Source organism: Ruminococcus sp. RTP21204st1_B2_RTP21204_210225, assembly GCF_040914135.1.
In the GTDB taxonomy this organism is placed as follows: Bacteria; Bacillota; Clostridia; order Oscillospirales; family Ruminococcaceae; genus Hominimerdicola; species Hominimerdicola aceti.
In genome coordinates, this window is the sequence record NZ_JBCPGA010000005.1 from 50596 (window position 1) to 62884 (window position 12289).

General features: G+C 42.1%; 14 protein-coding genes. All 14 read right to left on the reverse strand.

Annotated features, from left to right (window positions below; genetic code table 11):
• Window positions 1-33 precede the first annotated feature (33 nt).
• The 14 genes from AB5123_RS03215 to yajC all read right to left on the reverse strand — a co-directional run bounded on the left by AB5123_RS03215 (window position 34) and on the right by yajC (window position 12221).
• Window positions 34-984: a hypothetical protein gene (locus AB5123_RS03215; protein WP_278649292.1), complete on the reverse strand. Its 951-nt coding sequence runs from the start codon at window positions 982-984 to the stop codon at window positions 34-36.
• Between the two features lie 14 nt (window positions 985-998).
• Entirely contained in the window at window positions 999-1226 is a 228-nt protein-coding gene (locus AB5123_RS03220; protein ID WP_022286677.1) for a hypothetical protein, read from the reverse strand.
• 47 nt (window positions 1227-1273) lie between these two features.
• A complete protein-coding gene (locus AB5123_RS03225; protein ID WP_347503478.1) occupies window positions 1274-1489 on the reverse strand; it encodes a hypothetical protein in 216 nt (71 codons plus the stop codon).
• Window positions 1461-2111: a signal peptidase I gene (locus AB5123_RS03230; protein WP_347503479.1), complete on the reverse strand. Its 651-nt coding sequence runs from the start codon at window positions 2109-2111 to the stop codon at window positions 1461-1463. The genes AB5123_RS03225 and AB5123_RS03230 overlap by 29 nt, the downstream gene beginning before the upstream one ends.
• Before the next feature lie 54 nt (window positions 2112-2165).
• Window positions 2166-4280: a DUF2357 domain-containing protein gene (locus tag AB5123_RS03235; RefSeq protein ID WP_368364522.1), complete on the reverse strand. Its 2115-nt coding sequence runs from the start codon at window positions 4278-4280 to the stop codon at window positions 2166-2168.
• A gap of 36 nt (window positions 4281-4316) precedes the next feature.
• Entirely contained in the window at window positions 4317-5885 is a 1569-nt protein-coding gene (locus AB5123_RS03240) for a hypothetical protein (RefSeq protein ID WP_287214597.1), read from the reverse strand.
• A gap of 21 nt (window positions 5886-5906) precedes the next feature.
• A complete protein-coding gene (locus AB5123_RS03245; protein WP_256321515.1) occupies window positions 5907-6566 on the reverse strand; it encodes a signal peptidase I in 660 nt (219 codons plus the stop codon).
• Between the two features lie 44 nt (window positions 6567-6610).
• Complete coding sequence (locus AB5123_RS03250) at window positions 6611-7345, reverse strand: hypothetical protein (RefSeq protein ID WP_207732694.1); 735 nt, start codon at window positions 7343-7345, stop codon at window positions 6611-6613.
• A gap of 18 nt (window positions 7346-7363) precedes the next feature.
• Window positions 7364-8110 (reverse strand): EAL domain-containing protein, encoded by a 747-nt coding sequence (locus tag AB5123_RS03255; protein ID WP_118159030.1) that lies wholly within the window; start codon window positions 8108-8110, stop codon window positions 7364-7366.
• A gap of 163 nt (window positions 8111-8273) precedes the next feature.
• Entirely contained in the window at window positions 8274-9245 is a 972-nt protein-coding gene (locus AB5123_RS03260) for a hypothetical protein (protein ID WP_347512496.1), read from the reverse strand.
• Between the two features lie 396 nt (window positions 9246-9641).
• Window positions 9642-11015 (reverse strand): thioether cross-link-forming SCIFF peptide maturase, encoded by a 1374-nt coding sequence (gene scfB, locus AB5123_RS03265; RefSeq protein ID WP_117863730.1) that lies wholly within the window; start codon window positions 11013-11015, stop codon window positions 9642-9644.
• 118 nt (window positions 11016-11133) lie between these two features.
• Window positions 11134-11277, reverse strand: a complete 144-nt coding sequence (scfA, locus tag AB5123_RS03270; RefSeq protein ID WP_013498654.1) for a six-cysteine ranthipeptide SCIFF — start codon at window positions 11275-11277, stop codon at window positions 11134-11136.
• Window positions 11278-11375: 98 nt separating this feature from the next.
• A complete protein-coding gene (locus AB5123_RS03275) occupies window positions 11376-11780 on the reverse strand; it encodes a TIGR04086 family membrane protein (protein WP_117897578.1) in 405 nt (134 codons plus the stop codon).
• A 108-nt stretch (window positions 11781-11888) separates the two neighbouring features.
• A complete protein-coding gene (gene yajC / locus AB5123_RS03280) occupies window positions 11889-12221 on the reverse strand; it encodes a preprotein translocase subunit YajC (protein WP_022287272.1) in 333 nt (110 codons plus the stop codon).
• Window positions 12222-12289 lie beyond the last annotated feature (68 nt).

The window sequence follows — 12289 nt, forward strand, 5'->3', positions numbered from 1 at the left end:
TCAACTGCCTCCGTGCAAAGTTAATATTCTTATCTATACGTTTAGTTCAACAAGGATATATTGCACCTTTGTACCTATCTTTTCGTCAGCGTCATTATACATGGAGCTTAGTGATGATAACTGTGCTGTGCTGTATTTATCACCATTAAGTATATTCTCAATAACCTTTTTATTTTGTTCTTTATCGGCATCACCTGACAAGAACAAGCTTAAATTACCCTTCATATATTCCGCAAAATTCAAACGTTCTTTACTGTTATCATCAAACAGCACATTTTTCTCTGTCAGATTTTCATCTGTGCTTTTCATTAGTATCTGACCAAGCGTGTTCGGCCATACCCAATATACGTTCACTTCCTGCGGAACGTCTACTTTACAATCTTTAAATGTCCTTGTGAATGTTTCATCACGAAGAAAATCAGAATATGTGTGATTGTTCTCATCATATTTCTCAAAAAACATGATATGTCCATTCATAAATCTAGTTACTTCTTCTTCAGTAACCTTTTCATAAGAAACAGCGTCTTCATTTTTATTCTCTGCATACCCCGTGATACTCAACTTGAACTGTATCTCCATTTCCCCCGACTGGTTCGGGACAACATAAAAAGTAAGCTTTCCATGACTACCAGGATTAATACCATTCGTCATACCGCTTTCTTCATCAAGAAGCCAGTAGATCTTGTTGTTCTCGTCAGAAGTGATGTTGCTCCCATCAGACACCTTAGAGTAGTCATTGCTGTCAAGTATCTCGGCTTTAAGCACATTAGCACTGCCTACTGTTTTCAGTTCAAATGGCGAATCTACGCTTTTCATTCCAAATGAATCAAGATCAAGGGCTTTATCAATGGTAAACCAAGCCAAGCTGACCGCAATAAGTATAAATGCCAGCACTGCAACTGGTATTATTTTTATAATAAGCAGTTTGCGTTTCTTCTTTTCTTCCTCGCTGTCTGCTTTCTCTGTCACTTTATGCTCAGCCACTTTGGCGACCTCCATTATTTCATTGAGTCAAGCTCTTTCTGCAATTCTATCATGTGGTTTCTGCAAGCGGTTATCTCGCCTGTGTATTTGTTGAACCACTCAACGTCCATTTCGTTAGGCTCTTCCTGCAAAAGAATAGCCTGAACCAGTGCTGATTGTGAACGTGATCTCTTACGCTCTATTTCCTCGATAGTAAGTCTGCATTTCTTTATTTCTCTTTTAAGCTGCCCTTTACTGCTCACGTTATTGTCCTCCTTGCATTAATTTCCCATTTTATCAACCGAATCAACTATCTCGTTGGAAGATCCTTGCCGTTTTCAAGATAAGTGTCTATCTCCTCAGAGGCGGCAGACAGATTTTCCATATACTTAGCAATGTAAGTCTTTCTGACTTCCTCGGACTTGTCCATATAAAGCCCGATAAAAACGAACAGCCCTGCAAGTGCCGCAATACAAATAACGATAGCCGTTATCATTTTAGCCTTCATTATCTTTTCCTGATTCAAAGCTGTTCGCCTCCTTTTTCTCGTTTTCATGCATTTTCAGCCGCTGAACTTCCTTTTCAACAGCCTCACGCATAAGCTTTTCTTTTTCTTCCTCAGCCGCTTTCAAAGCTTCCTCACGGCTTGAGTATATCTTTATCTTTGCGATAGTTTTTACCTCATACACCGCCATGCAAACTGTTGGGATTATCACAAACAGCATGAGGAGCTTCTTTGTTGATGCAAATGACCAAAGCCACTTGAAAAATCTGAGCTTTCCATAGTATTTTCCAATAATGCTGGCTTTTTGCACCGTCACGCTATCCTCTATTTTGTTAGCATCGCCTTTAGTAACAAAAGTGCCGTCGCTCAAAACCTCAGATATCCTGTGAGTATTTATCTCGCCTTTAATACTATCATCTTGAGAGTAGAACGAAATGATATCCCCTGCCTTTAAGCTGTCAGTATCCGTCCTTTTGATGTAAATATAGTCACCCTCATGTATAGACGGCTCCATACTTCCGCTCACGACCTTCAGTACGCTGTATCCCAAAATGCTTGCTGTTTTGCCGATACAGCCGCAGACCATTATGTACACCGTGACACTCAGCAGTGCCGCAAACACAGCAGAGCCAAGTATTGTCAAAGCTATTTTTACTATCCTCAACGCCTTGCCGATGATAACGACTCTCCCTCCGTGTTATTGTTTCCTATATTTCTCTTTCAAATGCCTTGCCATTCTGCCAACTGCTGAAACATGATACTCCTTATAGAGTCGTTTCATTTCAGCGTCGATAGCTTTCTGCTCCTCAGCGGTGCGCTGTGGCGGAATATATGGTCTTGGCGGTCTGTTTTTTCGCTCAAGACGTTTTCTCTTTTTAAACTGCCTGTTTTTGATACGCCTCTTTACATCATATTTCAGATACGGAGCATATTTTTCATAGATAACCTCGATTTCACGCTCTGCACGTTTTCTCTCTGCCTCAGCCAGTTCTTTTTCCTTCTTGACTTTGAACATTCTGATATAGTCCGGATTATCCGTCACAACAGGTATGATCCCAAATGCGTGAGCCAGAACATATGTTATGCCACGTTTTGCCATGTAATATGGATTTTTGGAATATTCTTTAAATATCTCATTGATATTTTTATTTTCAAAGCTTTCACGTTCAGCTTTAAGACGCTCAGCACGTTCACGCTCACGACGTTCCTGCTCACGCTGCTGTTGTGCTTCTTTCGCCTTTTTTGCTGCGATCTCAGGGGACTCATACTCTGACACAAAGCTTGAAGACACGGCTTCTTCATTCGTGCTGATCTGCTGATCCATAGCAGATCCAAGGCTGCTGCGGACGAGCTTTTTCTCCTCTCGGATCCTAGCTCTTTCCTCACGGACACGCTGCTCCTCTTCACGGCGTTGACGCTCTTCCATTTGCCTTTTGCGTCTTGCAATATGCTTGATCTCTTCCTCTTTTTCACGGCGTTCACGTTCCTCACGCTCCGCCTTTTCTCTTGCAACCTGCTCCGCCTGCTGTTTTTGGATAAGCTCCAATCTTCTGCGTTCAGCTTCCTCATGCTCCAGCCTTATGCGCTCTTCTTCCTCACGCCGCTGACGCTCAAGTTTCTCCTGCTCGGCACGCTTTCTTTCAGCTTCCGCAGCTGCAAGCTCCTCAGCCCTCTTACGGTCTTCCTCGTCTTTGAGAAACTGCTTTTCTATCTCAACTATACGGTCAAGCTCTGCCGTAAGGTTTCCTGCCTCTTCGGCAGTCATACCCATATCTGTCTTACTTGCACTACTTTGTTCACCCTCGCCAACTATGACATCATATTTATCAGACGTCTGCTTATCAAAACGCCTGACAACCTTTGGTGCGAGGGTCTTGCTCTTTATAGTTTTAAGCTCCTCCGACTTGTCTGCCCCATGGGTATATGAGCGGAAAAGCATATAGTTCATTGCGGTCAGACCATATATATCCTCGATATAAGAATCATCAGGTCTTTGTGCGGTATCAGAAACGTTGACCTCGTAGCCTGCCTTATCGTAGCTTTCGATAAACTGCCAAAGGGTAAGACACGCCATAAGGTCCACATTTTTAGTGATAGCGTTTGTTCTCATAACAGGCGGTCTGATAAAAGCGTTGCCAAGAGTGGTACAAAGAACTGAGCCTTTATAGCCCTCGATAGCCTTTTTGACCCTTTCAAGCCTTGCCCAAACGTCAGTATCCTTGCTGCCGCTGACAAGACTGTCAACAGTTTCTATCTTAAAACTAATGTTGACCTTTCTGCCGTCGCCGCTGTCAGCCACGGTATCGTAATTAAAAGAATAAGCCTCCTGCGCCTCTGCGGTCTGGACAAGCTTATTGTATCTTATATTTATAAAAATGTATAGCCTGTCGATAAGGGTATTTACAAATCTATTTTCATATGTATCGAGAGTTTCCTCTTTATGAATGTTGAGTATCTTTGACGGAGTTATCTTTCCAGTCTTTTTGTCGATATCCTGAATAAGATCGGTGTGCTGTCCCAGATGTTTTATGGACTCTACCGTTATCTTCCTTGACATAGCGATAGGCACGATCTCTTCCACTTCTTTAATGGTGTTTCTTGGATTTCTTATTACCGTATCAATATGTGGCAAAGCTTTTTCTATCTCTGTGAGCCAGGACGAATCTATATTCTTCTCGATTATCTTACGATTAAAAGATACAGTTTTTTCGCCCGAAAGAAGCAAGGCACGGGCTGCCGCAAAGCTGTTATTGCCGTCAAACGTCTTTACAGCTTTGTCAAAAGCTGCACGCTGTTCGTTGTATTCGCTCATGCCCGTCCCTCCTCTCAAAGTTTATGAGTACAAATTTTAGTACAGTTTTTGCAATCTTTCAAGATATGCTATAGATTCTTTCATAGTGTTTCTGCCAAAAAGCTTCTGCATATAGGTGCAAAGCTCTTTCAGCTCTTCTCTTAGCATTGCCAAGTTAAGCGACTCAAATTTTCTGAATATCTTTGTGGCAAGCACATAATCGATGCCGTCAAGTTCCTCTCCACCGCAGGCAACATATACAGGAACAAACAAGTTCATCTGTTTAAGTATACGGTTACCGAAAGCCACTCTCAGCTTTTCAATTACCCAAAGGTCAAGCTGCTGGATCTTTTTCAGACTGTCCTGTGAAACGGGATACATTTGAAAAGCTTCCTTGAAAAGTGTATCAAGATGTTCAAAGCTTAAATTCATAGGCGGCGTGTCAGGTGCGTCAAAGGCAACTCCCTTTGCGTCAAGATTGATAGGCTGTGCACGGTCGTATACCTTATCTGAGATAGTGAACGTGGAATCGTCGTTGTTGGCAGTACCGATATACCAAATGTTCTGCGGAATACGCAGTTTGCCCTTATCAAGGCGAACAGGGTCGGTACTCCACACGTTAGGAACAAGATCAAGCTCCCACTCGGCAGGATCAGGCATTTCAAGAATCGAGAGCATTTCTGCAAAGTAATATTCTACTCTCGCAATGTTCATCTCGTCGAGGAGTATGAAGTTTACATCGTCATTGTATTCAGAAGAATAAATTCTTTTAAGGACTTCTGTTTCATTAAAGTTCTTTGTGAACTCGTTGAAGTAGCCGAAAAGCTCAGTTCTGTCACGCCATGACGGCTGAACAGAAGCAATAGTAGTATCTTTCTGCAAGAACTTACCGAATGAATATGGCAATGATGTTTTACCTGTACCAGAGATACCTTGCAGGATAATGAGCTTTGTTGAAGCCATGCCTGCAATGAAAAGTCGGATAGTTTTTATGTCATAATAAAGGTGCATTCTTGAGCAGGCAAAGTTTCTGTATGCTTCGCAGATACCGCTAAGGGTGATGTCATTATTGTAAGCAGGCGGCTCGTATGTCTTGTAGAAATTGTCCACCTCGATAAGCTTTGAAAAACGGCAATCTGCTGTCTGAACAACGCCGTCCACAATGGTTTGAACTTCGCCCTGTGCAGGCATCTGCTCGCCCTCTGCAAGCTTTGTTTCACCCTCTGCAAGAGCGGTGTTATCATATACGCCAAGCTGAGCCACCTTCATTGCCATGATCTCATCTTTTTCCTTGGTCATTTTGACCACCTGACGCTGCAGGTCAGATATTTCTTCGATAAGGTCCTCGTTGCTGACGATAGAGTGTCTGAATCTTATGTACTTTCTCACAGCAAGCACTATCATAAAAATAATAAGCACAAAGATAGCCACAACAACGATAATTGCAAGCACAGAAAGTATCCAGCCCAGCGCACCAAAGTCTGCCGAGTAGGTCTTGAATATCCTTATGTAGTTTTTTATATTGAAGATCTGTTTTATGCCGTTCCACAGACCCTTGAAGATCTGCCCAAAGCCTGCAAGCATTGACGACATGAAAACAAAAAACCATTTCAGAAATCCATTCATAATGTATCACCCAAGCAGCAGTTATTTGTCATTTCTCTCCTGCTGTGCATTTTCCTCTTCCTTTTTCTTCTGCTGTGCAAGGTATTCCTCAACTGCACGTCTTTTTATTTCTTCCTCATCGCTCTCTGTGATAGCAGGACGCTTTATTTCGATTATGGTTGCGATAAGCTTATAAAGCTCAAAGAGGAAAAACAGTGCTATGGGCAAAAGTATGCAAATGAAAAATCCCGTTTTTGTTCTGAGAAAATCCATTACCTTGCCGAAACCGCCTATTTTTGCACCTTTCCACTGACCGATTATATCACCTGCATAAACAGTGTATGTATCATCTACGTTATTAGCATCGCCTCGTGTGATAAAGCCTACAGAGCCGTTATCATTGAGTACCTCTGCGATACGGTGGGTATTCTTCACCTTTTTGCCGTCAATAAGCGTCCAGAAAGTGATAACGTCGCCCTTTTTCAGAGAATTGATATCGTCTATTTCCTTTGAAATAATAAGGTCGCCTTTTTTGAAAGTTGGCTTCATTGAGTCAGATTCAACTGTGAGCGGGATATATCCCAGCAGACTTGCCGTACCATTATTCTTATCAGACGAGAACACGAGAATTGTTATAAGCAGTGCAAAGATAAGCACCACCCATGCGATAACATTAAAAACGATCTTCAAAGCTTTTTTCATAATTCAAAACCTCGGAAACCCGAGGCTTCCTCCCTTCTAATTCTTTAAGTTGTTTCAACGATCTTGAAATTCATACCAAGCTTCATTGTGCCACCGATTATTTTGTCAACACAATCAGGGTCATTTCCCTCAAGCCATATGACCACTGTATACTTGTCTTTCTCACCAGGACCAAGCTTTTCACGTCGATCCTTCATGACCTCAGTAGAGGAGGCGAACTCCTTGTCGCAATCGCTTTCCTTACCGCTGCCGTCAGACTTTGTTTTACCATAAACGGTTTTCTCGCCATTCACGAAAAGCTCCACTCTGATAGCTTCATCAACACCGTTCGTGACGTTCTCGATAGTCATTTCGCTGTCATAGCTAAGTGTGTCTTTACCGGAATTTATGAGATAGAAAGTATAAGCTATATACCCCTCGCCATTATGGCTGCCGTTTATCTTGTCGATATTATCAGGGAGATCTTCGCCACTGATATTTGTCATATCATAGAGGATATCCGCATTGAGCCTTGAATTGCTCGTGGTATAGTCAGGAGTTTCCGAAAGAGTAAGCCCCTGATTTATCATATCATACTTACTTATCTTAACTGTAAAGCTACCATACTTGTCGTAAAAATAAGACACCGCATAAGCCGCCGCCACGATAGCGATAAGTATAATGGCAAGTATTTTAAGCAATCTCATCAATACCACATAGCGTTTAGCTTCCTTGGCGGTCCTGCGAAGTGCAAGGGTATCGACTACTCTTGTATTTTTATCTATATTTTTACCGTCCAAAACCGTATCACCCGTTTATTACTCATTTCTATTGCGAACGTATCTTTCCGCAATATATTTTCCTGCATTTTCTCCCGAATAGTAAAGGCACTGCATACCGCTGAGCTGTTTCACCTGCTTATCATCAGTAATTCCGTCAGCTATGACCTCAGCATTAAGGTCAAAAACGAAATTAAGCAGAGAGTTCACGCAGGTATCATACCTGTCGCTCTTACCAAGAACCTGAGCCACTGAGCCGTCAAGCATGATATTATCTACCTTGAATTCAGCGGTCTTAAGCATTTTAAAGCCCTCAGTGCCGAAGCCTGTAAGCAGAAAATGAAAGCCCTGTCTTCTCATAAGAGCCACGTTATCTGCCGCTGTGCTGTCAGCTTCATCAAGCACATCAGGCGACAACTCAAAGCAGACACGCTCATACTTCACGCCAAACTTATCGCAATAATCTGCCACAACTCTCGGAGCTTCCGTCTGCCTTAAAAATCTTGCAGGCATGAACACGCTTGCCCAATCAACGTCCACTTCCCTTTCGTGAAACTTGCCCAAAGCCTGCAAAAGCTGAACGAAAGCAAGCTTGAATATGCTAACACATCGGTCGGAAAGCTGAGCCACAGGGAGATAATCCGCAGGCATGAGCGTACCCATAGCAGGAGAATTTAGCCTTGTTTGCGACTGCAAAAACGTGACCCTGCCGCTGTCGGTATTTTTTATAGGTCTATAGAAAAGCTCCACGGCACGAACGCCGTCAACTGTTGAATTACCGTTCAAAGCAAGTCACTTCCTTTCTGCTCCAATGTATTATTATAGCATATTTTCGACAAAAAACAAAGAAAAATCGGGAGATTTCCCCAAATATGGAAAATTATTTTTTATACCCATTTACCAAAAAACGCCGAATTTCTTCGGCGTCTTTTTTGTTATGTAATAGATTTTACTTGTTGCTCAAGTCATGGAATTTAAGGTTAATTACAAAGTCCTGACCTGCATTTGCATTCCAACAAGCCTCATCTTCTCCCTCAAGCCATACACGAATGTAATACTTAACAGCGCCACCATAGCCTGTTCCCGTAGAAGCTGTAACAGTTGCGACCTGAGTTGCAGCGTCAGGGTTAGTCACCTTTCCACCAGTAACAGTTGCTTCAGTTGCAGCTGATACGTCGCCATAAGAAGCAGCCAATGTTGCACCCGCTGTCGCAACCGCTTTTCCGTCTTTATAGTATTTTGCTCCTGTTTCAGAAAATACTTTCTGAGCACTCTTTGTTTCAGGAAGAATTGCAACTCGAGCAGCCTTATACAGCACGGACTTTGTATCATCATCACTACTGTTCTTGATTTCAACTTCAAGACCAAGGGTTACAGCGTCAGTACTTGTTGTTCTAAACCAAACAGGGATATCAAGATAATAGCCTGATCCATCGTTTTCAGCCGCATTTACAACGGCACCTGTTTCAGCGGATTTACCGCCCTCTTTAAATTCCCAGCCAACAGCAGTTTCTGCTTTTGTGAAAGGATTTGGAACATCTGAAACTTTCTTACCATTCTCTGTAGCCTTTTCTGTGTAGAACATATTAAAACCGTCAACAGAGGAAACAGGAATTAATTTACCAAAATCTTGGTATACAGAGCCTGTTGCCGCAGTGTGTGTCCACATATCGTCAGAGTTAGGAGCTGTAGCTTCAACGCCGTGTGTCAGTGTATTGCTCGTTGTAGCCTGACCCAAAGAAATTTCAATAGTCTGTGGAGTTGTAGCAGTGAGCTTAATGCCTGTTACTTCAACTTCTCTGCTCATCGTAAACCAAGCATAAGTAGCAGTAGAAAGCATTACAACGGAAGTTGTGAGCATTGCAACTGCAGGTATAAGTTTCTTCTTAGCAGAAGTATTCTTCTTTTCATTAGTTTTCATATCTCTTCGTCCTTTTCATAATAATTTGTCGTTTTATCCTGTCCGATACAGAGGGCGCTCGTTATAGCCGATTTGCGGTAACATGACCGCCAAGCACCTTTTGTTTATGTCAATCTTATACTAAATTCGACCCACTTTGTCAATAAGCTACCAGCTTAGTATACATTATATTTATCTTAATACTTATTAATATGACAGACACATTTTGCTATTTTTCGACATTATCATACTATGTAATAACAACAGAAAGCACGAAATAACGTCATTTGTTATTCCGTGCTTTTTAAACCGATTATTCAATAAATTTTTTTGTTAAACTTCAAACGTTTTTGTACATATTAAGTTTATATATGTACGCAAAAGTTACAATGCGTGAAATTTACAAAATATTTATATTCATTCTGCGCTGTCGAGCATTTTAACAGCCTTCATCATGATAGCGCATTCAAGACGCTTCTTCTGTATCTGACATGACAGCTTGTGCGCATTGTGGATATCACCTGCGTAAATGTAGTTGTTTGCATTGCAACCGCCACTGCAATAGAACTTTGCCCAGCACTTTTTGCACTCTGGCTTGTTGTAAACGTGTGCGTGAGCAAACATATCTTTCATTTCCTCGTTAAATGTGCCGTCATAGAGATTGCCCATTTTGAACTCGGTGATACCAACGAACTGATGACATGGGTAAATATCGCCGTCAGGAGTAACAGAAACATACTCGTTTCCGCTTCCACAGCCCCTAAGTCTCTTTATCGCACAAGGACCCTGATCGAGGTCTATCATAAAATGGAAGAAGTTTATGAACTTGCCCTCGTCTCTTATCTTCTGTATCTTCTCAGAAAGTATCTCATACTCCTTGAAGATCCTCGGCAGGTCAGCCTCAGTGATAGCATAAGGCTCGCTAGGGTCAGCCATAACAGGCTCAACGGATATCTGGTCGAATCCAAGGTCATAAAGGTGCATTACATCATTTGAGAAGTCAAGATTATACTTTGTGTAAGTGCCTCTTACATACCAATCCTTGTTCTTAGGACGCTTGTCCACAAGCTTCTTAAAGTTAGGGATAATCCTGTCATAGCTTCCCGAACCGTCAACACGCACTCTCATTCTGTCGTTGACTTCTTTTCTTCCGTCGATAGACAGAACAACGTTGTACATTTCCTTGTTGATGAAGTCTATCATCTCGTCAGTGAGGTGTACACCATTTGTTGTAACAGTAAATCTGAACTTTTTATTGTGAGGCTCCTCCTGTGAACGTGCATACTCAACAAGCTGCTCCACCACGCCAAAATTCAGTGAAGGCTCGCCACCGAAAAAGTCCACCTCAAGAAATTTTCTGTCTCCTGAACGCTCTATAAGAAAATCTATAGCACGCTTGCCTGTTTCATAGTCCATGAGCATTCTGCCCTGACCGAAATCGCCTGTTGAAGCAAAGCAATATTTACATCTCAGGTTACAGTCGTGAGCAATATGCAGACACATTGCCTTGATAGGCGAAGCCACAGCAGACAGGGCATACTTCTCGTAATCGTCCTCGCTGAACAATATCTTGTCATTGTAAAGAGAAACTATCTCCTCATAACAATCCTCGATATCCTTGCTGTCATACATCTTTGACAGCTTTCTTACAACGTCCTCAGGACATTTCTCCTCAAAAGGCGGCTCAACATTGTCTAACAAATCATATGTCAGATCGTCTATAATATGTACTCCGCCACTGTTCACGTCAAGCAGTGCATTAAAGCCGCCAAGCTTAAACTTGTGTATCATTTAAAAATCACCTTTCGCATTTATATTCATATACAAATTTATACAAAAATAAAGGGACATAAAAATGTCCCTTTAGCAAGGCGTGTGTACGCTCGCACGCCTCAGAAAGATCGGAATATTAAGCCTCTCTCTCGCACTTCTGGTTAGCAACTGTGCAGGAGGTCTTGCAAGCTGACTGACATGATGCCTGACACTTGCCGCAGCCACCCTTAGCAGCAGTCTTCTTGAGATTAGCCTTATTGATCGTCTTAATATGTTTCATAGGATTTTACCTCCAATAATTGATTTACACTAATTATACCACATATCCCACTATGTTTTATGAACGAATAGTTAATGCAGTATAAATATTTATCCTTATCAGAATCGGCTGCTTTTAGAATTTACCCCTACAACTCCGCCTACGCCTGCACACACAAGGGTAAGCACAAGCTTTGCAGGCACGGAAAAGCTTTCGGCTGCCTTAGAAAACAGTGCACTGAGAATGACAATGATAAGAAAAATGAACACTCCGCACAGCACACCTGACAGCAGACCGTTTCTACGTTGCCTTTTTCCGCAGACATATCCCCCTGCATACGCTCCGATACCAAGTGCCGCTGTTGACATCACCGACAGCATAAGATCGGTGGCATCTATCTTAGTAATAACATACGCAAAAGCAAGCACAGCAACAAATATCGCACCGCACCCCACGCAGGCAGAAATTGCCGTAGATGACAGCACAGAAAGCTTTCTGCCCCCAAAAAGTCTGTTGTTTTTCATATCCGCACCCCCGTATACAAAATTCCCTAGGAAAATTATATTCAAAGCCACAGACAATAAGAACACAAAAAGGGACGGATAAAACTACCCGTCCCTTAAAAGCGATATTTACTTTGCGTCACCGTCATGAATTGTTTCGTTCTTAGCGATAGCCCACTTTTTAACACGTATCTTGCTTCTGTCGCCGCCTGTTTCGATAACAACAGTGTCGTCCTTGATAGAGAACACGATACCAACGATTCCGCCGTTTGTAACGACCTCGTCACCTATCTCAAGGTTATCTCTCATCTCAGCGTCTTTCTTATCCTGCTTTTTCTGCGGACGGATAATAAAGAAATAGAAGAACACGATTATGAGTACCAGTGGGATAAAAGTCATGGCAAGTGATGCAGGTGAACTCTGCTCAGCAGCCAAAACTGAAATAATTGCTGACAAATTCATCAAAAGACCTCCAAATCTAATAATACTATATTAGTATATCAGATATTTGCACAAACTTCAAGCCTTTT

Coding starts and splice junctions, on each gene's coding strand:
- yajC (WP_022287272.1), bottom strand. CDS start 12,221: ATGAATTTGTCAGCAATTATTTCAGTTTTGGCTGCTGAGCAGAGTTCA.
- AB5123_RS03245 (WP_256321515.1), bottom strand. CDS start 6,566: ATGAAAAAAGCTTTGAAGATCGTTTTTAATGTTATCGCATGGGTGGTG.
- AB5123_RS03275 (WP_117897578.1), bottom strand. CDS start 11,780: ATGAAAAACAACAGACTTTTTGGGGGCAGAAAGCTTTCTGTGCTGTCA.
- AB5123_RS03240 (WP_287214597.1), bottom strand. CDS start 5,885: ATGAATGGATTTCTGAAATGGTTTTTTGTTTTCATGTCGTCAATGCTT.
- AB5123_RS03235 (WP_368364522.1), bottom strand. CDS start 4,280: ATGAGCGAATACAACGAACAGCGTGCAGCTTTTGACAAAGCTGTAAAG.
- scfA (WP_013498654.1), bottom strand. CDS start 11,277: ATGAAACATATTAAGACGATCAATAAGGCTAATCTCAAGAAGACTGCT.
- AB5123_RS03260 (WP_347512496.1), bottom strand. CDS start 9,245: ATGAAAACTAATGAAAAGAAGAATACTTCTGCTAAGAAGAAACTTATA.
- scfB (WP_117863730.1), bottom strand. CDS start 11,015: ATGATACACAAGTTTAAGCTTGGCGGCTTTAATGCACTGCTTGACGTG.